The organism is Rhodococcus sp. GB-02 (genome assembly GCF_053470465.1).
This window is the reverse complement of sequence record NZ_JBPUKE010000001.1, coordinates 248,590-267,220: the sequence shown is the minus strand read 5'-3', so window position 1 is coordinate 267,220 and position 18,631 is coordinate 248,590. Positions and strand designations below refer to the sequence as shown.

19 protein-coding genes and 1 pseudogene are annotated in these 18,631 nt (G+C 62.1%); 13 read left to right on the top strand and 7 right to left on the bottom strand.

What is annotated here, in order from left to right; translation table 11 throughout:
* Positions 1-49 precede the first annotated feature (49 nt).
* From ACSW29_RS01325 to ACSW29_RS01310, 4 genes are all read left to right on the top strand, one after another.
* On the top strand, positions 50-976 hold the full coding sequence (locus ACSW29_RS01325) for a metal ABC transporter substrate-binding protein (protein ID WP_448276173.1): 927 nt from the start codon (positions 50-52) through the stop codon (positions 974-976).
* Positions 973-1,707, top strand: coding sequence for a metal ABC transporter ATP-binding protein (locus ACSW29_RS01320; protein ID WP_448276172.1), 735 nt, complete (start codon positions 973-975; stop codon positions 1,705-1,707). Before ACSW29_RS01325 ends, ACSW29_RS01320 begins: the two co-directional genes overlap by 4 nt.
* 3 nt (positions 1,708-1,710) lie before the next feature.
* On the top strand, positions 1,711-2,589 hold the full coding sequence (locus tag ACSW29_RS01315; RefSeq protein ID WP_317827064.1) for a metal ABC transporter permease: 879 nt from the start codon (positions 1,711-1,713) through the stop codon (positions 2,587-2,589).
* Between the two features lie 149 nt (positions 2,590-2,738).
* The gene (locus tag ACSW29_RS01310) at positions 2,739-4,289 is read left to right on the top strand and encodes a diguanylate cyclase (RefSeq protein WP_448276171.1); all 1,551 of its coding nucleotides are present in this window, start codon (positions 2,739-2,741) and stop codon (positions 4,287-4,289) included.
* Here ACSW29_RS01310 and ACSW29_RS01305 read toward each other — a convergent pair.
* Both ACSW29_RS01305 and ACSW29_RS01300 read right to left on the bottom strand, forming a co-directional pair.
* Complete coding sequence (locus ACSW29_RS01305; protein WP_448277388.1) at positions 4,286-5,038, bottom strand: cyclase family protein; 753 nt, start codon at positions 5,036-5,038, stop codon at positions 4,286-4,288. The genes ACSW29_RS01310 and ACSW29_RS01305 overlap by 4 nt on opposite strands.
* Positions 5,039-5,169: 131 nt before the next feature.
* Positions 5,170-5,580, bottom strand: a complete 411-nt coding sequence (locus ACSW29_RS01300; RefSeq protein ID WP_347873169.1) for a TIGR03668 family PPOX class F420-dependent oxidoreductase — start codon at positions 5,578-5,580, stop codon at positions 5,170-5,172.
* Positions 5,581-5,640: 60 nt separating this feature from the next.
* On the opposite strand from ACSW29_RS01300, the gene ACSW29_RS01295 reads away from it, so the two are divergent.
* Positions 5,641-6,642: a PHP domain-containing protein gene (locus tag ACSW29_RS01295; RefSeq protein WP_448276170.1), complete on the top strand. Its 1,002-nt coding sequence runs from the start codon at positions 5,641-5,643 to the stop codon at positions 6,640-6,642.
* Positions 6,643-6,716: 74 nt separating this feature from the next.
* Here ACSW29_RS01295 and ACSW29_RS01290 read toward each other — a convergent pair.
* The 4 genes and pseudogenes from ACSW29_RS01290 to ACSW29_RS01275 form a co-directional block, all read right to left on the bottom strand.
* Positions 6,717-8,097: pseudogene (locus ACSW29_RS01290) on the bottom strand (DUF222 domain-containing protein).
* A 119-nt stretch (positions 8,098-8,216) separates the two neighbouring features.
* On the bottom strand, positions 8,217-8,483 hold the full coding sequence (locus ACSW29_RS01285; RefSeq protein ID WP_317827059.1) for a hypothetical protein: 267 nt from the start codon (positions 8,481-8,483) through the stop codon (positions 8,217-8,219).
* A 265-nt stretch (positions 8,484-8,748) separates the two neighbouring features.
* Positions 8,749-8,946, bottom strand: coding sequence for a hypothetical protein (locus tag ACSW29_RS01280; RefSeq protein WP_448276169.1), 198 nt, complete (start codon positions 8,944-8,946; stop codon positions 8,749-8,751).
* 114 nt (positions 8,947-9,060) lie between these two features.
* Positions 9,061-9,759 carry a haloacid dehalogenase type II gene (locus ACSW29_RS01275; RefSeq protein WP_317827057.1) on the bottom strand — a complete coding sequence of 233 codons (699 nt, stop codon included), beginning with the start codon at positions 9,757-9,759 and terminating at the stop codon, positions 9,061-9,063.
* A 110-nt stretch (positions 9,760-9,869) separates the two neighbouring features.
* Here ACSW29_RS01275 and ggh point away from each other — a divergent pair, with 110 nt between their 5' ends.
* Positions 9,870-11,207: a glucosylglycerate hydrolase gene (ggh, locus tag ACSW29_RS01270; protein WP_317827056.1), complete on the top strand. Its 1,338-nt coding sequence runs from the start codon at positions 9,870-9,872 to the stop codon at positions 11,205-11,207.
* Between the two features lie 56 nt (positions 11,208-11,263).
* The gene (locus ACSW29_RS01265) at positions 11,264-12,010 is read left to right on the top strand and encodes a glycoside hydrolase family 25 protein (protein ID WP_084325600.1); all 747 of its coding nucleotides are present in this window, start codon (positions 11,264-11,266) and stop codon (positions 12,008-12,010) included.
* 3 nt (positions 12,011-12,013) lie between these two features.
* Here the strand turns inward: ACSW29_RS01265 and ACSW29_RS01260 are convergent, their stop codons facing one another.
* The gene (locus tag ACSW29_RS01260; protein ID WP_448276168.1) at positions 12,014-14,095 is read right to left on the bottom strand and encodes a PhoX family protein; all 2,082 of its coding nucleotides are present in this window, start codon (positions 14,093-14,095) and stop codon (positions 12,014-12,016) included.
* Between the two features lie 234 nt (positions 14,096-14,329).
* Between ACSW29_RS01260 and ACSW29_RS01255 the strand changes: the two genes are divergently transcribed.
* From ACSW29_RS01255 to ACSW29_RS01230, 6 genes are all read left to right on the top strand, one after another.
* The gene (locus tag ACSW29_RS01255; protein ID WP_317827054.1) at positions 14,330-14,566 is read left to right on the top strand and encodes a hypothetical protein; all 237 of its coding nucleotides are present in this window, start codon (positions 14,330-14,332) and stop codon (positions 14,564-14,566) included.
* The gene (locus tag ACSW29_RS01250) at positions 14,563-15,501 is read left to right on the top strand and encodes an ABC transporter ATP-binding protein (RefSeq protein ID WP_317827053.1); all 939 of its coding nucleotides are present in this window, start codon (positions 14,563-14,565) and stop codon (positions 15,499-15,501) included. Before ACSW29_RS01255 ends, ACSW29_RS01250 begins: the two co-directional genes overlap by 4 nt.
* Complete coding sequence (locus ACSW29_RS01245; RefSeq protein WP_317827052.1) at positions 15,498-16,289, top strand: ABC transporter permease; 792 nt, start codon at positions 15,498-15,500, stop codon at positions 16,287-16,289. Before ACSW29_RS01250 ends, ACSW29_RS01245 begins: the two co-directional genes overlap by 4 nt.
* Before the next feature lie 21 nt (positions 16,290-16,310).
* Positions 16,311-17,453: a sensor histidine kinase gene (locus ACSW29_RS01240; RefSeq protein ID WP_448276167.1), complete on the top strand. Its 1,143-nt coding sequence runs from the start codon at positions 16,311-16,313 to the stop codon at positions 17,451-17,453.
* Positions 17,450-18,064, top strand: a complete 615-nt coding sequence (locus tag ACSW29_RS01235; protein ID WP_230817765.1) for a response regulator transcription factor — start codon at positions 17,450-17,452, stop codon at positions 18,062-18,064. Before ACSW29_RS01240 ends, ACSW29_RS01235 begins: the two co-directional genes overlap by 4 nt.
* A gap of 153 nt (positions 18,065-18,217) precedes the next feature.
* Complete coding sequence (locus tag ACSW29_RS01230) at positions 18,218-18,625, top strand: YciI family protein (protein WP_230817763.1); 408 nt, start codon at positions 18,218-18,220, stop codon at positions 18,623-18,625.
* Positions 18,626-18,631: the final 6 nt, after the last annotated feature.

Below are 18,631 nucleotides of genomic sequence, written 5' to 3'. Positions count from 1 at the left end.
CGGCTAGACGAACTTGTGTATTTGTTTACCCACATATTAGAGTTTGATCATGACGACTCGCGACGCGAAGAATTTCCGCCGCCTGGGAATTGCTGCCCTCGCCGCCCTGCTTCTTTCCAGCTGTTCGGCAATGAATTCCTCTTCCGACGACGACCGCCCGGTAGTGCTCACCACGTTCACCGTGCTCTCGGACATCGCCCAGAACGTCGCTGGCGATAATCTGCGCGTCGAGTCGATCACCAAGGCGGGAGCGGAGATTCACGGTTACGAGCCGACGCCTGGCGACATTCGCCGGGCCAACGAAGCCGATCTGATCCTCGACAACGGCATGAACCTCGAAGCATGGTTCGCCAAGTTCGTCGACGGACTGGATGCGCCACACGTCGTTGTCAGCGACGGCGTCGAAGGCATTCCGATCGCCGGCGATGCCTATGCGGGCAAGCCCAATCCGCATGCGTGGATGTCTCCATTGAATACGCAGATCTACGTCGACAACATGGTGTCGGCGTTCAGTGACCTCGATCCGGACAATGCCGCGGCATTTGCGGAGAACGGCGCGAAGTACAAGGCGGAACTGCAAGCGGTGCAAGACGGCCTGGTCAGTGGCCTGGCGGCGTTGCCCGCAGGTCAGCGGGCGCTTGTCAGCTGTGAGGGTGCGTTCTCCTATCTGGCCAGGGATGCGGGACTCGACGAGGCGTACATCTGGCCGGTCAACGCCGAGCAGCAGGCGACGCCGCAGCAGATCATCGCCGCGATCGACTTCGTCCGGGCCAATTCGGTTCCCGCAGTCTTCTGCGAGTCGACGGTCTCGGATGCTCCCATGCAGCAGGTCGTCGGGGCGACCGGGGCGAAATTCGGTGGGACGTTGTACGTCGACTCGCTGTCCGAAGCCGACGGTCCCGTGCCCACCTACCTGGACATGATTCGCCACGACACCGACGTCATCCTCGGCGGCCTCACCGGCGGTAAATCATGACGGAACAAGCCATTCGCGTCGAAAATGTCAGCGTTCACTACGGTGAGGTCCACGCACTGGACCACGTCGATCTGACCTTGAACTCGGGTAGCGTCTGCGGACTGATCGGCATGAACGGTTCAGGCAAGTCCACCTTGTTCAAGGTCATCATGGGAATGATCAAGCCGGACAACGGCTCTGTGACAATCGCCGGCCTCGACGCAGCCGCTGCGCGCAAGAGCGGGCGCGTCGGATACGTGCCGCAGAGTGAAGACGTCGACTGGACCTTCCCGATCAGTGTCCGTGACGTCGTGATGATGGGCAGGTACGGCCACCTCGGGTTCTTGCGACGTCCGCGGCGTGCAGATCGCGAGGCGGTGGCCGAGGCCCTCGAGCGGGTAGAACTCACCGAATTTGCGGATCGTCAGATCGGTCAGCTCTCGGGTGGTCAGAAGAAGCGCGCCTTCGTCGCACGCGGTATCGCACAGGACGCATCGATACTGCTGCTGGACGAGCCGTTTGCGGGCGTCGACAAGCGTTCCGAGGCAACGATTTCGACACTGCTACGAGAGTTGGCTTCCGACGGCCGATCGATCTTGGTCTCGACCCACGATCTTCACGCGGTGCCGAAACTCTGCGACGAGGCGGTACTGCTCATGCGCACGGTCTTGGTGCATTCCGACCCGGACACCGTTCTTCAACCGGAAAACCTCGCCCTGGCTTTCGGTCTCGACGTGATGGACAGGACCTGATCGATGAACCTCGTAGAACTCCTACTTGATCCTCTCCAGTACGGATTCATGGTGCGCGCGTTGGCCGTTGCCGTTGTGGCTGCGGTCGTCTGCGCGGTGCTCAGCTGTTGGTTGGTGCTCATCGGGTGGTCACTGATGGGCGATGCCGTCTCACACGCCGTCCTGCCCGGTGTTGTCCTCGCTTACGTCGTCGGCGCTCCATTTGCCATAGGGGCCTTGATCTTCGGGTTGATCGCCGTCGCACTGATCGGGCTGATCCGGAACACCAGCCGCGTCAAGGAAGACGCCGCGATCGGTATCGTCTTCACGACTCTCTTCGCGTTCGGTTTGGTTCTGATCTCGGTGACCCCCAGCCAGACCGATCTCAACCACATCATTTTCGGCAACCTGCTGGGGGTGAGTTCGTCCGATCTTATGCAGGTCGCGATACTCGGCGCGTTGGCGTTGAGCATTCTGTTGATCAAGCGTCGTGATCTGACGTTGTTCGCTTTCGACCCGGTCCATGCCAACGCGATCGGTCTCTCGCCCAAACGTCTCGGCGCCTTACTCCTCGGGGTTCTCGCACTCACCTCGGTAGTGGCGCTGCAAGCTGTCGGGGTTGTGCTGGTGGTGGCGATGCTGATCATCCCTGGGGCGACGGCCTACCTTCTCACCGACAAGTTCTCACGGATGCTGGTGATAGCTCCCGTCGTCTCCGCAATATGCGCGATTACCGGCATCTACGTCAGCTACTACCTCGACACGGCTTCCGGTGGCATGGTCGTGATGACGCAGGGCATCGTGTTCGCCCTGGTGTACCTGTTCAGTCCGTCGCAAGGGGTCATCGCGAAATGGACTTCGCAGCGGCGTAGGGCCCGGGTGGAACACAGCGCCATGGCGTAGCGGGCGGACTTGATCGTTCGTCCAGTTAACAATCCGCTACCAAATCGGGTAGGTTCGTACGGGCATTCGTCACCACAAACATTTCGGCCGCAACGATGCCGGCTGCAAGACAATCGGTGGTGACGCCTTGAACACCGATGGGTTCTTCGATGACGCAGTTCCGAGCGCGACGCACGTGGCTGGTTCTCGGCGTCGTAGTCGCGGTCATCGTCCTCGCCGGATCCGGGCTGCTCAGCCCACGAACTTCGGTTCTGGTGGACGATATCGCCCAGCTCGTCGGGGGCGCCACCGCGACTGCGGTCTGTTGGTGGACATCGCGGCGCCATCACGGCGTCGAGCGTCGATGGCGAACTCTGATGGCTCTGGGTATGGCCGGCTGGACTCTCGGGATGTTCTTTTGGGCGTTCTACCGCTCGGTTCTGCACGTTTCCCTTCCATCGCCGTCAATCGCGGACATCGGTTTCTTCATGTTCCCGGTGTTTGCCGTGCCGGCGCTTCTGTCGTTGGTGCGCCAGTCGCCCCGGCGTGAGGCGATCGGTCCGATCCATCTGTGGCTGGTGCTGACGCTCGACGGTCTTGTCGTGATCGGTGGGTTGTTCATCCTCACGTGGACGACTGCCCTCGGCGCCGTCGTTCATACCGGTCCTACGGGGTCTCTCGGGTTTCTCGTCGCGGTGATGTACCCGATTACCGACTTCGTTCTGATCGCGATGGTCTTGCTGATGGTCATCGGACCGAAGGCAGTTGCCGAGGTTCGCGAACCGCTGACGTTCCTCGGGTGCGGGTTGGTGATGCTCTCCCTTTCGGACAGCGTGTACGCGTACTTGGTGGCGATCGGCGCCGAGAGTATGCCGACCATCGCCGACGCCGGGTTCATCGCCGGCCCGCCGTTGATCGCGCTGGCGGCGTTGGCCGAACGAGCCGAGCCCCGACCGCGCGCAGCCCTACAACCTTGGCGAAGCGATCGGACTCAATTGCTGCTGCCGTATCTCTTGATCGCGGTCATCGCGACGATCGTGACGGTTCAGGCACTCATCGTCGGCAACCTCGATGTCGTGGTCGTGATACTCGGCGTCGTCGTGCTGGTTCTCGCGCTGGTGCGCCAAATTCTCACGCTCCTCGAGAACGACGCGCTCCTCCAACAGATCTCCGCTGCCCAGGACGAGCTCCGGTACCGAGCGCATCACGACCCACTTACCGAGCTCGCCAACCGGGCCGCGTTCGACGAACACTTCGCGAGTGCCGTCGAAGACTACCGCCTCACGAAGACCGGACGGGTGCTGATGCTCGTTGATCTGGACGATTTCAAGCAGGTCAACGATCGATACGGGCATCCGGCCGGTGATCGTTTACTGGTTGCTCTCAGTGCGCGTTTGCGCGAGGCGGTTCCCGAAAGTGCGTTTGTCGCTCGATTCGGGGGCGACGAGTTCACTGTGCTCCTGCAGGGCCCGCTCGACGATGCCGTCGTCGTCGCTCGGAGGATCGTCGACGCCCTCAGCAGCGATGGGATTGCAGGCGAGAAATCGGTATCGGTGGGTGCGAGCGTCGGTGTCGCGGTCTTCGGGGCCGCGGGGTTCGGGTCCGCGGATGAGCCGCTCAGCGCACACACTCTGCTTCGCCAAGCAGATGCGGCGATGTACGAGGCGAAGAGAAGTGGGAAGGGCGCTGTCGTCGTCTACGGGGATCGCGGCGAAGCCTAGCGCCGCAGGAGAGCGAAGATCGTTGCCGGCGAACCAGATCCGGCTCTGTTGATGGCGCTACCGACGAGGATGCTCGCCCCGGTGGTTGGCAGGGCGGCAAGATTGTTCAAGTTCTCCAGGCTGATTCGACGCTTGTCGTACAGGAGCGTCGAGACGGGGTAGGTTTCGTCGTTTCCGAGGTCGGGACCGAATGTGTCGGTTCCCAATGCGCCACGCGTGCCCAAGCGCCCGGTGTCTATCAGCCACTGCGCTGCGTCCACCGAGAAGCCGGGTTGGTGGGTGACACCCTCGGCGTCGGCGTTGGCATATTCTTCGGTACCCCAGCGCGATTCCCATCCGGTCCAGAGGACTACGGCCGCTCCATCGGGAATCCTGCCGTTACGCCTCTCCCACTCCTCAAGGTCTGCGACGGTGAGGGCGTAGTCCGATTCGGCGGCAGCCTTGTCCCGGATGTCGATCTTCACTGCGGGTAGGAAGAGGTCGGCCGGATCGAGTTGGTCGGCTGTGAGTCCACCTTCCTGAAAGTGCGCGGGTGCGCCCCAATGCGTACCCGTGTGTTCACCTTCCTTGACGTACTGGAGGTAGTAGCCGTCGTCGGCAATGGTTGCCGCTGTTTCGAGAGTGAACTCGGGATCGCCGGGAAAAATCGGCGTCGACGCTGGGTCGTTCACGTGTGAGAGCGAAACAACCGACAAGAGCTCGTTCAACGGCGTTGTTGCGTCTTGACTGCTTCCGGAACTGCTACCCATGTCGATCACCTGAGGCCCCGCTACCAGCGCCAGGCCTGTGGCTGCGCGCTGAAGTAACTGTCGTCGTTTCATCGATCCCCCACCATTTTGCCCGAATTGAGAGTGTTGCAATCACTTTCGCTCCCTAAACCTTAGGCTGCTGAGGACCATGACGACCACTCCACATCGCGGACAGCTATCACTTGTCCGTGCGGTCGGTGATCCACGTACTGCGGATACTTTGCGGCCAAAGCATCGATTGCGCTCTCGGACTCCTTGGTGCCGGGGTCGAGGACCTCTGCGCGGCCGTCGACGCGGACCCACCAGAGGGCGGACCAGTCGTCGTCGTAATGATCGACCAGCAGGCTCGCACGCCCCGTCTCTGTGATGTTCCGGAGCCGGCGAAGAGCAGTCGTGGTTTTCGGCTTGTGGTCGACGCAGGAATAGACGGTATCGCCGAGTAGGGCGAATACGAGGGGCACAATGTGCGGAACGCCGGCTGCGTCAGCCGTCGCCAGGTGAGCCACCCGCGCGGCTTCGAAGCGTGCTCTCGGATCGTCCATAACCACAGCGTAAGTGGATCAAGGGTTGCCGCAAGCCGCTGCTGACGGAACAGTGGTCTCATGGAACCGGATGAAGCGCTTCGGGAGATCGCCTACTGGCTCGAACGATCACGCGCCGAAACGCACCGCGTCAAGGCCTATCGCCGAGCCGCGGAGGTCTTTGCGGGATTGTCGGACGAGCAGAAGGAGTCTCGCCGGAAATCCGACAGTTGGAAGGCTCTCACCGGCATCGGGCCCAAGACTGCAATGATCATCGCCCAGTCGTACGACGGCGTCCCCGAATATCTCGCAGAATTGCGCGAGCAGGCCGAGCCCATCGGCGACAGCCCATTGCGACAAGCCCTGCGCGGCGATCTCCACACACACTCCGACTGGTCCGACGGTGGAAGCCCCATCGAAGAGATGATGCGACGCGCAGCAGCACTGGGCCACGACTACTGCGCCCTCACCGACCATTCGCCTCGGCTCACAGTCGCCAACGGGTTGTCCGCGGAGCGACTACGTTCTCAACTCGACGTCATTGCAGGGTTGAACGTCGAGCCGGCCCCCTTCCGCATCCTCACTGGAATCGAAGTGGACATTCTCGAAGACGGTTCACTCGACCAAGACCCCGATCTACTCGACGAACTCGACATCGTGGTGGCGAGCGTGCACTCGAAGCTGCGGTCCGAACGTGCGGTGATGACCCGCAGAATGCTTGCTGCAGTGCGAAACCCGCGTGTCGATATTCTCGGACACTGCACCGGGCGTCTCGTCGAGGGTGCTCGCGGAACCCGCCCCGAGTCGCAGTTCGACGCGGAAAAAGTGTTCGAGGCCTGCCGCGAATCAGGCACCGCCGTCGAGATCAACTCCCGACCGGAGCGTCGTGACCCGCCTTCGCGTTTGATCGAGTTGGCCCGCGATCTGGATTGTCTTTTCTCCATCGACACCGACGCCCATGCTCCTGGTCAGCTGGCCTGGCAGGGCTACGGCTGTGACCGGGCCGAAAAGTGCGGTGTCGAAGCGGATCGGGTGATCAATACCTGGACCGCCGAAGATCTTCTGGAGTGGGCGGGCAATTGAGATCACAGGCAGTTGAGAGCACTCCGAGCACGCCGGAATGGGTCACCGAGGCGTGTGCTCGGTGACCTCCGGGTTCAGAGTCGTGTGGTGGAGCGGCGGGGTTTTCGGTCGGGGTCGATGCCTGGCGGTGGGATGAACCAGGGCAGGTGATCAGCGCCTATCTGGATTTCCCATTGTCCGGTGAATCCGGGTTTTCGGTGCATCCGGGTTTTCGGTGCATCAGGGTGTGGTGGGTTCGGCAGAGTAGGACCAGGTTGTCCATGACGGTTGGTCCTCCTTTGGCCCAGTGTTTGATGTGGTGGGCGTCGGTCCAGGCGGGACGCAGTCGCAGCCGAGGAAGGCGCATCCTTTGTCGCGGGCGATCAGGGCGGTGCGTTGTGCCGCGGTGACAAGCCTTTTCAGTGGGGTGACATCGAGTGGGGCGCCGTTTTCGTCGAGGAGGACGGCGCCGAGCATGCAGTCGCAGGCGATCATGCGGGTGCGGCCGACGCTCAGCGGTCCCATCCAGGGCATGTGGCCGACATCGAGATCGTGCATGTCGGGATCCGGCATGCCGGGATCGTCGTCCTCGGACGGGCCAGGTGTTGAGCCATCACCCGTTGTGGCGCATTCACGGTGGTAGGCCAGGTCTTTGGCGTTGATGTGCACGTTCAGGTGCGGGCGTTGGCCGCCGTCGATACCGGTGGCAGCGTTGTCGAGGTAGCGCCGGATCAGCTCTGCCATGGCGTCTGCGTTGCGTGTGGCGGCGGGTCGTTTGTCGGGTGCGCCGTCTGTGCCGGGGGTGGGCATCGAGAGGTTGGAGAGGGCGGAGAGAAGCATCTCGCCGGTCACTCCGTCGAAATCGCCTCGGACGGCCACTCTTCCGTTGAGGGTCGCGGAGATGCGTAGTTCGTTGCGGTCGGTGTCTTCGCTTGGCGGTACGTCGTCGGATTCGAACATGTGCTCGAGGACGCTGATGGCGTAGCGCAGTTTGACCGTGGTCGCTTCGACGCCGGATGCTGCCGCGAGGAGTGTGTCGCGGCAGTACGGTAGCGCGGCGTCGGGCATTGCCTTGGGTGGGGATTCGCAGAACGCCACGATCAGTGCTGCGTGCTCGAAAGTGAGGTCGCCGGCATCGAATTGGTCCTCGACCTCAGGGAACGACCGTAGGGCTTTGCCCAGGGCTGCGATTCTTCTGCCGGCGGAGATTTGCAGCATGGTGTGGTTCGCGAGCCATTCTCCGGTGCCGCGGTAGCAGAGTACTTGTTCGTCCGGGTTCAATGTCAGGGTGTCGATGGCGGCCACTCGAATGGCTTCCAGGCGAAGGATTTCCGCTGATACGGCGATGGCGATCTCGCGGACGTCGGTGGGGTGCAGCCGCCACAATCGTCCGCGCACACCCACGGCGGAGCTGTTGACCACGTCGGTGACAGCATCTTCGCCGGTGACAGCGTCGTCGGTGATGTTGATCGTCATGAGAACCCCCCGTTCCATCTCCCATCATACTCGAACAAACTTTCGAGTCAAGGATTCTTCCGGGAAGGCGAAGACGATCGCGTTGACGTGATTCTGTTGTTCGAGAGCAGATCCCGTCGCTAGAGCATCAGCGCCGGATCTGTGGTCAGTTCGATGTTCAGCCATGGTTCGTAGGGAAGGTAGGCGAGGTTGGTGGCGAACGAGCGTCGTGCTGCGTCTTCGCCGTCGATGTCCCAGCTGTACGGTGCGACCATGAACGTCGCTTCGATATACAGCTTGCGGCCCACCTTGCTCATGGTGTGAGTCGGAACGTGTTCTCCGGGAGTGCCTTCGAGGGGTTCGGTCAGTGCGGTTCGCAGAAGTGCGTACGGTTGTGGGGCCAACATCGCGCAGCCCGAGGAGGACTAAGACGGAGTCGACATATCGGTCGGCGTCGGAGAAGTCGTTGCGGCCCAATATATTGCGACGACAGCACCGACTGCGACCAGCGCACTGAAGGCAGCCGACGCTCCCCACTGCCTGGCTTCGGCGACGAGCAGATCGGATGTGTGACGTCGGCCCCGCCCGCGAGGATGACACGAACTGCCTCGACTGTGGCGTAGGCGAGCGTCGCCAGTAGTGCCATGCCCTGGACCGCGATGACTACCGGGATCAATGCCTCCTTACCGAACGGGAAGCGCGCCGTGGGCCCGAGTCGGCTATCCGCGAGACCCATAGCGACAACGCTGTCAGCACCATTCCGATGAGGGCGGACACACCGTCGAGAAGTATCACCTGGGACTGTGAGATCCAGCCCCAGAATGCGGCGAGAACAGCCAACGCCGGGGCGACCACGAGCGAGTACCGCATGGCCTTGCTTTCGCGGGTAGCGCTGTCTTGCTTGGTTCCCCTGAATTCCAAACCGCCTGTGCGTTTCGATATTCCTTCACGTAGGGATACCAGCAACGACGCGCAGCGACGGCATCAGAGAACCAATTGCGCTGCCAGATCGAGAAAGTCCTCGGCGTTGATGTCGAACTCGTCGGAGAATGACACATCGGGATTGCCCCTGGCTCCGAATTCGAGGGGTCGGGCGATGAAGGCGGTGCGGAATCCGAGAGTTTTGGCCGCCCGAATGTCGTATTTGTGGCTGGCAACCATCATGATCTCGGCCGGGTCGTATCCGAGGTATCGAGCAGCCAGATGGTAGATCTTCGGATCGGGTTTGAACACGCCGGCCATCTCGGCGGTGAAGACGGCATGCCAGGGCAGGTTTCCGTGCCGCGAGATGCTGACTGCAGCGTTCACGTCGGCGTTGGACAAGGCAGCGACGGTGTACTGCTGACGCAGGGTTGTCAGACCGGCGACGGTGTCCGGCCAGGGGTCCAGGAATTTCCAGGCGGCGGTCAGTTCTTCCTGTTCCGCGTCCGAAAGTTCGATGTCCTCACGGGCCAGCAGCTTGCGCAGGGCCTCGCGGTACACCGAATGTACTGTCACCCACTCGCCTGTAGCGTCACCGGCGTCGGAGGTGTTCGCAAAGTATTCAGCGCGCCAGAGATTGACGAATTGCGGCCAGTCGACGTCGGCGTCGGTGATTCGACCGGCCTCTCTACAGAGAGTGCTGTGAAAATCTGTTGCTGTGCCCTGGACGTCGAACAGCAGTGCTTTGATCTTCTCGCGCACAAGGCCTCCAACCCGAGATCGCCTGACGGTGATGCCACCCTAGCGCGGGTGCAGCGCCCGATTCGTGCTCGATGAGCGCAAAGGCTCGACGCGTCGCAAAATAGACATCTATGGCCGACCGCGGATTCACCCCGACTCAGCTCGCCGCCCGAGCTGCCTACCTGCTGCGCGGAAACGACCTGGGCACGATGACCAGCGCCGCCCCGAAGCTGTATCCCCACATGTGGAGCTGGGACGCGGCGTTTGTCGCGGTAGGTTTGGCGCCGCTCAGCGTCGAACGGGCGGTGGTAGAGCTCGATACTTTGCTCTCTGCTCAGTGGAAGAACGGGATGATTCCGCACATCGTGTTCGCGAACGGTGTCGACGGCTACTTCCCCGGGCCGACGCGGTGGGACGTCAACGCCTTGGCAGCGCATGCGCCTTTGGGCACCGCTACGTCGGGAATCACCCAACCCCCCGTCCATGCGATCGCGGTGCAGCGGATTCTCGATCATTCGCGTCGGCACGGACGTACGACGCGTGCGGTGGCCGAAGAGTTTCTCGACCGTCGCTGGAGCGATCTTGTTCGGTGGCACCGGTGGTTGGCGGAGGCGCGGGATCTCGACGGTAACGGCCGCATCGCGCTCTACCACGGGTGGGAATCGGGGATGGACAATTCCCCGCGCTGGGATCTGGCCTACGCGAATGTTGTTTCGGGACGAGTGCCTGCGTATCAGCGGGCGGATCTCGCGGTGGTGACCGACCTGTCTCAGCGGCCCACAGATCACGAATACGACCGCTACCTTTGGCTTCTCGAAGAGATGAAGGCCGTGCGGTACGAGGACTCGCAGCTTGCCACGGCCATGAGTTTTGCCGTCGAGGACGTGTTTGTCAGCGCGGTTTTCTCGATGGCGTGCGACGTCCTGGCGACGATCGGCGAGGAGCATTCCCGGCCGAACTCCGACGTCCGAGATCTACGCGGGTGGGCAGATCGCTTCCGACAGGGCGTGATTGCCACCACCGATGAACGATCGGGTGCAGCAAAGGATTTCGACCTGCGCACTGGACGGTGGGTTCATACCGAGACCATCGCGATGTTTGCGCCGTTGCTCTGCGGCGGTTTGAGTCGCGATGCCGAGCGCGCTTTGTTGCGCACTTTCGAGGGGCCTAAATTCTGTGGGCACCCGGACATGCGTTTTGCCGTTCCGCCGTCGACGTCTCCGGTTTCCGGTGATTTTCGCCCGCGCGAGTATTGGCGTGGTCCGGTGTGGCCGGTCATCACGTGGTTGTTCTCGTGGGCGTTCGCGCGCCGGGGATGGGCCGAGCGATCACACGTCTTGCGTTCGGAGGGGCTGAGGCAGGCCAGCGACGGTACATTTGCCGAGTACTACGAGCCTTTCACCGGAGAACCGTTGGGGAGCATGCAACAGTCGTGGACCGCGGCGGCCGTTCTCGACTGGCTCGGTTGAGTGAACATTCCCTGAATTAGCCGACAAAACGGACCAATTGACCTTACCCTCGGGAAATGGCCGAGCGACGGATCGTCAGGACACTGGGCAAGCTCACCCCGATCGCGATGGCTGCTGCCATCGCGATCACGGCACCCGGCCTCGCCGCGGCCGACGCTCCACGCGGCCCAGACGTCTCTTCGTGGCAGCACGTGGACGGAACCGGAATCGACTGGTTCCAGGTCAAGGCGTCAGGGCACGAGTTCGCGATGGTCAAGGCCACCGAGTCGCTCAACTACGTCAATCCGTACTTCATCCAGGATTGCCTGGTCATGCGTGCTGCCGGTGTCTCGCGCGGGGCGTACCACTACGCAGATGTTCGCCAGTCCCCCGAAGCCCAGGCCGCTTTCTACTCGGCGATCGTCTTGGGTATCAACGGACCTGGCGACCTCCCGCCCGTCCTGGATCTCGAGGACGCAAAGGGACTGCCCGCCGGACAGGTCATCGACTGGACTCATCGCTACCTGAATACAGTCCAGGCACTCACCGGGCGGCAGCCCATCATTTACACGTACCCCAACTTCTGGCGCACTCAGATGGCCAACACCACTGAGTTCAACCACTACCCGCTGTGGATCGCCGATTACAACGGGCAGAATGCCCCGGGACCGCTACCCGGTGGTTGGTCCAACTGGACCTTCTGGCAGTACACCAGCACCGGACGCATCCCCGGTATCACCGGGAATACCGACATCAACGTCTACAGCGGAGCCCAGGGCGATTTCGATCGTTATGCCAACAGCGTGGGGTTCGGGAGTAGCTGACCTCTACGAGCCGAGACGAGATCCGTCCTTCTTCCACGCTGCAACTACCGACGGGCGTGGCTGTGATGAACCGCCGTCGGGCCAATGGGATGCGGGGCTTTCGATGCTGGCGTCGTCGGTCTCGCCGGGGTGCTGGACGCAGACGATGACGCGCTTCTCGTCCACAATCGGTCCGCAGGTTTCGGCGCCGACGGGGACGGTGAGGAACTGCTTGGTCTCACCCCGATTTTCGCCTTCGAGGACAACACTGAACAGTCCGTCGTTGGACTTGAGGGCGTTGCCGTCGGTGGAGATCCACAGGTTTCCGTGCGGGTCGAAGGCAAGGTTGTCCGGGCACGAGATGGGACTGACCTTGCTCTTGTCGAATCCACCGAAGTAGGTATCGGCTGTGGCTGGATCTCCGCAGACGAGAAGCAGATTCCAGCCGAAGGTGGTGCCGGCGTGGTCGTCGGTGATTTCGAGGACCTGGCCGTTCTTGTTGTTGTTGCGCGGGTTCGCCTCGTCGGCCGCTGCGCCGCCGTCGACGCCGCGCTTGGTGTTGTTGGTCAGTGCGACGTAAACCTTGCCACTCTTGGGGTTTGCCTCGAAGTCCTCGGGGCGGTCCATCTTCGTTGCCCCGACCTTGTCGCCGGCCTGGCGGGTGAAGACGGCTACCTCTTCGGCGCTCATGCCGTCGACCAGCGATTCACCCTTGCCGTCTTCGCCGGTGCGCAGGATGGCTACCCATTCGCCGCTTCCGTCGAACTTGCCGTCCGAGGGGAGCTTGCCGCTGCCGTCGATCTCACCGGCAGAGTTTCCGCTGAGCTTTGCGACGTACAGCGTTCCGGCGTCGAGCAGAGTCATGTTGTGACGCATGGCTGCTTGACTCTTGCCGTCCTGCATCTTTCGGCTGGAGACGAACTTGTACATGTAGTCGAAGCGCTCGTCGTCGCCGCTGTAGGCGACGACGGTGCCGTCCGACGTGATGTAAATGGTGGCGGCTTCGTGCTTGAAACGTCCGAGCGCTGTGTGCTTGATCGGAGTCGACGACGGATCCCAGGGATCGATCTCGACGACGTATCCGAATCGGTTGACCTCGTTAGGTTCTGCGACCAGATCGAACCGCTTGTCGTAGCGTTCCCACTTGCGCTCGGAAGCGGCGCCGGCAAGACCGTAGCGCTTCAGTCGCGCTCCGACCGTGGGATCGGTGACACCCTCGGCGTTCGCGAAGTACTGGTTGAAGTTCTCTTCGCCGGAAAGCACTGTGCCCCAAGGCGTGACGCCGCCGGCGCAGTTGTTGAGGGTGCCGAGCACTTTGGTTCCGGTGGGATCGGCGCTCGTCTTGAGGAAGTCGCTACCGGCAGCGGGGCCGGTCACGACAAATTCCGTGGTTCCGGTGATGCGGCGGTTGTTCGATCCGATCTCGGGCACCAGCTTGCCGTTGTCGGATTCTCCCTTGACCTGGACGACCGACAATCCGTGGCTGGCCAGGCCGATCTTGAACTGCTCCTCGGTCGGGTTCTCCGCATCGTAGCCGCGGAACATCGCGGGCTCGGTGGAGTATTCGTGGTTGACCACGAGTAGGTAGGTGTTGGGCTGCCCGTCGACCGGAAGCAATCCGGCGAAGTCGTTGTTGAATCCGAACTGCAGTTCCTGCGCTGCTGCAGTCTGTTTGTCGAAGTCGAAGGCCGGGGCACCGGCGAGAACGGCGTCACCCCAACGAATCACGACGGCCTGATCGTATCCGTCAGGGACGGTGACCTTGTCTTCTTTGTTGGGAGCGACAGCGCTGAAGTTCGTTCCCGCCGGTGTCGATCCGCTGCTGCTGCCACTCGTCGAACCGGTTCCCGTTTCGGCACTTGCAGATTCGTCCGAACACGCGACGAGGGCGCTACCAGCTCCCACCGCGAGGACCGCCATGCCGCTGCCCCGAAGCATGCCGCGACGAGTCAGTGCCGTGCGTGCGATGTCGCGGAAGTACTCGCCGCCCGAGGTGTTGGGGGCCTCGTGAGAGCACGCATTTCCGCACTTGTACTGGCAGGTGATCGACGCGCGTGCAGACACACCGTCGTGTTTGACGAACAAGGCCAAAGGCTTGATAGCCACCGTGAACTCCCGAGATTCGATGTACGGACTTCGGGAACCGTAGAAGCTCTAAGCGAGGGTAAAGGAACGTCAAAATGAACAGTAAAACAACGAGTCGACCCTTACCTGCAATTTGCGACGCGTCCCGGCGGGAACCTCGCATGACATTTGTCATCGCCGATCCATGACGGTGTCACCGCAGGTGATGACGCTGTGCACTGTTTTCGTGGCGGACTTCCCGCGAGGCTTGGAGGCATGAGAGAACCACATGAGGGAAGCCTCCTGACGGACCTGATGGATATCGGACCCGCACCCACGATGGGCCGCGAACTTGTAGTGATCGTCGTGAACATCGCGATCATCGGAGTGGTGTTCGCGATCATCGGTTCCAATCCGGTGTTCTGGATTCTTGTTGCCGCTCTCGCTGTCTACGCGGGTATTCGATTCGCGATCGGACTGCGCGCCTGGAACCGAGAGGAGGCGCAGCGATGAAGGGCGATCCCGTGATCGACGTTGTCGGAATGTCGCGGCGTTACGGCTCCGGTAAGGAGGCATTCGATGCTGTTCGCAATCTGGATCTGAGTGTTCAGGAAGGCGAGCTGTTCGGCCTCCTCGGAACAAATGGTGCCGGCAAGACGTCCACTCTCGAAGTAATTCAAGGTCTTTCACGAGCCAGTGCCGGTACGGTGCGCGTTCTGGGCATGGATCCGGTGCGCAACCGCAAGCAGATTCGCCCGTCGCTTGGCATCATGCTCCAGAAGGGTGGCTTGCCTCAAGACCTGACTGCTCGTGAGAGTTTGGCGATGTGGGCCGGGACGTGCTCGAATCCGCTTCCCGTCGACGAGGTGCTCGAGCGCGTGGACATGCGTGACCGTGGGGAGACCCGCGTGAAGTTCCTCTCGGGCGGTGAAGCGCGGCGACTGGATCTGGCGTGCGCGATCATCGGTCGGCCACTCGTCCTGTTTCTCGACGAACCGACTACTGGTTTGGATCCCGAAAGTCGTCGTAACACTTGGCAATTGATCGCTGATTTGAAAGCGTCGGGCGTCACCATCATGTTGACGACGCACTACCTGGACGAAGCCGAGTCCTTGTGCGACCAATTGGCGATCATGCACCGTGGGGCGGTGGTGCGTAGCGGTACCGTGGCGGACGTCGTCGCGGATCATCCTGCTCAGATCAAACTGCACCGTCCAGGTCTTCCGCTCCCCGCCCTGGTCGGCGCCGAGATACGCGTCGAAAACGATCTTGTGGTCATCACGACTCGTACAGTCCAGGAGACCCTGACGGAACTGCTGCTGTGGGCGCAGCACAACAACATCCTGCTGACCGGCTTGGATGCCCGCGCGGCATCCCTGGAGACCGTATTCCTCTCCATTGCAGACCAATTCGATCATCACGCAACTCTCGAAGGAGTGTCGGCATGAACCGCATAGCAACCTTGTCTCGTTCGGAGTTCACGCTCCTGGGACGAAATCGACTGTTGCTCTTCAACGCAATCGTCCTCCCGTTGATCTTTCCCGTGGGAATGCTGTATCTGTCGCGAGATGGCGGGCTGTCGGACAAGTCGGTGTCGGCAGGCCTCGAGGTGTTTGCGCTCTTCCTTCTCGTTTTTGTGGTCTTCTACAACCTCCTGTCGGTGTATGCGACGCGTCGTGACGAGTTGGTTCTCAAGCGACTACGCACCGGGGAATGCAGCGATGCCGAGATCCTTGCGGGCCCGGCAGTGCCGTCGTGGGTTCTCACCGGCCTGTTGACGGTGGTCATCGGAATTGCCGTGATGGTTCTCGGCGGAAGTGCTCCGGTCAATCCGGTGCTGGTGCTGGTCGCGGTGATCGGCGGCGCTGCGCTCTTCACCGCGCTGGCGTTGATCACTTCGGCTGTCACTCGGAACGCAGAGGCGGCGCAGATCACCTGCATGCCGATTCTGATTCTGGCGACGGCAGGTATGTCTTCGATCAGGAACGTCGTGCCGGACAACGTTGCTCGCATTCTCGATTTCACTCCGCTGGCCGCGATAGTCGACCTTCTCAATCTTGGATGGCTGGGGAGAACCACTGGCGAACTGGCCGATCTGGGCGATGCGCCCGGTGCTGCGGCCGGATTTGTCGACACCTTCGGTTCGGCTGGGCAACCGCTGTTGGTCATGCTGGCGTGGATCGTCGGTTCGGTTCTGATTGCGAACGTCCACTTCCGCTGGGAACCGCGTTCGTAGAACTCTGAGAAGGTAGTGGGCATGATCGCGCAGAACTTCGGACGCTGGAATCCGAGACGGACATGGCGAACCGCGTCGAACGTCGACAAGGTACGTCTCTACACGCGGCAGTCGTTCATCATGTTCGCCTTCGTCTTCGGTGGCTTCGGTACGTTCACCGAGATCGTGACGGATCGGTATCTGTCGGGGGCATTCCTGGGAATCAGTGCGATTGCGTGCGCCGTCGCCGTGTCCCGGATGCCTGATCTGGGCGGGATCGTGGCGAAGCCCGTCCAGATTCCTCTTGCCGTGATGACGTTGTCGGCGTTCTGCTCGGCGGGAATTGCCTTGGGAAGCAATGCCGAGAACGGCCCGTACTTCTGGCTGGCGGCAATCCTTGTCGTTCCCCTTGCGGGGTTGACGTCGTTGCGCTGGTTGATCGTGGGTTCGGTGGCCGCCGGGGTTGTACTGGGCCTGCTTGCGGGTCCGGAAAGTGGAGTGTCCGTCGGAATCGTCGCTGGCTTCATGGGGCTGACCGTCTACATGTCGGTGTGGCTGCTTCGCATGGTCACCGAATTGGACGAGGCACGCGGAGCCGCCGCCGCTCTGTCCGTCGCCGAGGAGCGGTTGCGATTTTCGCGCGATCTCCATGACGTCGTCGGGCGGGCACTGTCTGCAATTGCTGTGAAAAGTGAACTTGCAGCCACGCTTTCACGACGCGGCGACGATCGTGCCGCCGCGCAGATGGACGAAGTGCGCGACCTTGCGCAAGATTCACTCGACGAAGCGCGCGAGTTGGTTCGGGGATACCGGTCCATCGCCTTGGCGTCCGAGCTGGCCGGTGCGCAGTCGCTGCTCGAGGCCGCCGGAATCTCCACTGCGATACGTGGATCGGCAGATCAACTACCGGTGGAACTGGCCGAAGCCGCTGCCTGGGTCGTCCGTGAAGGCGTGACCAACATTCTCCGGCACTCCAGTGCCGAGAATTGCGGCATCGAGGTGTTCGCGGACGGCGTCGTGATCGCCAACGACGGCGCACGTATCGCAGAGCCGACCAATGGCACTGGCCTGAACGGATTGCGCGAGCGCGTCGGCGCCGTCGGAGGAACTGTCGAAACCGTGCAGGACGAAGATCGCTTCACCCTCACCGCCCACTTTCCGTCCCGAACGAAGGAGTCTCGGTGACCGAGCCGATCAAGGTACTGCTGGCCGACGACGAGAACCTGATCCGCTCGGCTCTGGCCATGATGTTGTCGCTCGAGGACGACATCGTTGTCGTGGCAGAAGCCGAATCCGGCGAGGACGCTGTGATCGCTGCTGCGAAGCATCAGCCTGACGTAGCCGTGCTCGACCTTCAGATGGCGGGTATCGACGGCATCGAGACGGCGCAGCAGATTGCGCAGACGGTCCCGGGGTGCGTCTCGATCATCGTGACTAGCCACGGGCGTCCTGGGTACCTGAAGAAGGCACTGTCAGCAGGTGTCCGCGGATTTCTACCGAAGACTACGCCTGCGGCGACGCTCGCCGAGGTGGTCCGCAGCGTCCATGCCGGCGGGCGGTACGTCGACCCGTCGTTGGCTGCCGAGGCAATCGGCGCCGGCGACTCACCGCTTACTCCGCGCGAAGCGGACGTACTCGAGTACGCGGCCGACGGAGCATCCATCGAGCAGATCGCTTCCCGGGCACACCTGTCTGCGGGTACCACCCGAAACTATTTGTCGTCAGCTGTCACGAAACTCGGTGCTGCGAATCGGCACGAGGCTGCAGTGATCGCCCGCCGGCAGGGGTGGATTTAGGGCCTCCGGCCCCCGTGCGCCTTTCTGGTTGCGGGCACTACCAAAAAGGCGCACAGGGCCGAAGGCCCTGCGATGTCGAGAATCCCCGACTTGCTTCGTCCCTGTAGTGACGTGCGACCAGAATGGGTGGCACCGACACAGAGGAGATTCACGATGGCCAAGTACTTGCTGCTCAAGCACTACCGCGGCGCTCCGGCTGCAGTCAACGACGTGCCGATGGACCAGTGGACGCCGGACGAGATCACGGCCCACGTGAAGTACATGCAGGACTTCGCGGATCGGCTCGAGGGGACGGGCGAATTCGTCGACGGTCAGGCTCTCGCTCCTGAGGGCACCTTTGTCCGGTACGACGGTGAGGGTCGCCCGCCGGTCACCGACGGCCCGTTCGCGGAAACCAAGGACCTCATTGCCGGCTGGATGGTGATCGACGTCGACAACTACGACCGCGCCGTCGAATTGGCCGGCGAGCTTTCGGCCGCACCCGGCGCAGGCGGGAAGCCGATTCACGAATGGCTCGAACTGCGTCCGTTCCTGACCGAGCCGCCGACCATCACGGACTGACCACTG

Bases quoted from the DNA above. Each gene is read 5' to 3' on its own strand.
- ACSW29_RS01325 (WP_448276173.1), top strand. From the start codon at position 50: ATGACGACTCGCGACGCGAAGAATTTCCGCCGCCTGGGAATTGCTGCC.
- ACSW29_RS01320 (WP_448276172.1), top strand. From the start codon at position 973: ATGACGGAACAAGCCATTCGCGTCGAAAATGTCAGCGTTCACTACGGT.
- ACSW29_RS01315 (WP_317827064.1), top strand. From the start codon at position 1,711: ATGAACCTCGTAGAACTCCTACTTGATCCTCTCCAGTACGGATTCATG.
- ACSW29_RS01310 (WP_448276171.1), top strand. From the start codon at position 2,739: ATGACGCAGTTCCGAGCGCGACGCACGTGGCTGGTTCTCGGCGTCGTA.
- ACSW29_RS01305 (WP_448277388.1), bottom strand. From the start codon at position 5,038: ATGGGTAGCAGTTCCGGAAGCAGTCAAGACGCAACAACGCCGTTGAAC.
- ACSW29_RS01300 (WP_347873169.1), bottom strand. From the start codon at position 5,580: ATGGACGATCCGAGAGCACGCTTCGAAGCCGCGCGGGTGGCTCACCTG.
- ACSW29_RS01295 (WP_448276170.1), top strand. From the start codon at position 5,641: ATGGAACCGGATGAAGCGCTTCGGGAGATCGCCTACTGGCTCGAACGA.
- ACSW29_RS01285 (WP_317827059.1), bottom strand. From the start codon at position 8,483: ATGTTGGCCCCACAACCGTACGCACTTCTGCGAACCGCACTGACCGAA.
- ACSW29_RS01280 (WP_448276169.1), bottom strand. From the start codon at position 8,946: ATGCGGTACTCGCTCGTGGTCGCCCCGGCGTTGGCTGTTCTCGCCGCA.
- ggh (WP_317827056.1), top strand. From the start codon at position 9,870: ATGGCCGACCGCGGATTCACCCCGACTCAGCTCGCCGCCCGAGCTGCC.
- ACSW29_RS01265 (WP_084325600.1), top strand. From the start codon at position 11,264: ATGGCCGAGCGACGGATCGTCAGGACACTGGGCAAGCTCACCCCGATC.
- ACSW29_RS01255 (WP_317827054.1), top strand. From the start codon at position 14,330: ATGAGAGAACCACATGAGGGAAGCCTCCTGACGGACCTGATGGATATC.
- ACSW29_RS01250 (WP_317827053.1), top strand. From the start codon at position 14,563: ATGAAGGGCGATCCCGTGATCGACGTTGTCGGAATGTCGCGGCGTTAC.
- ACSW29_RS01245 (WP_317827052.1), top strand. From the start codon at position 15,498: ATGAACCGCATAGCAACCTTGTCTCGTTCGGAGTTCACGCTCCTGGGA.
- ACSW29_RS01240 (WP_448276167.1), top strand. From the start codon at position 16,311: ATGATCGCGCAGAACTTCGGACGCTGGAATCCGAGACGGACATGGCGA.
- ACSW29_RS01230 (WP_230817763.1), top strand. From the start codon at position 18,218: ATGGCCAAGTACTTGCTGCTCAAGCACTACCGCGGCGCTCCGGCTGCA.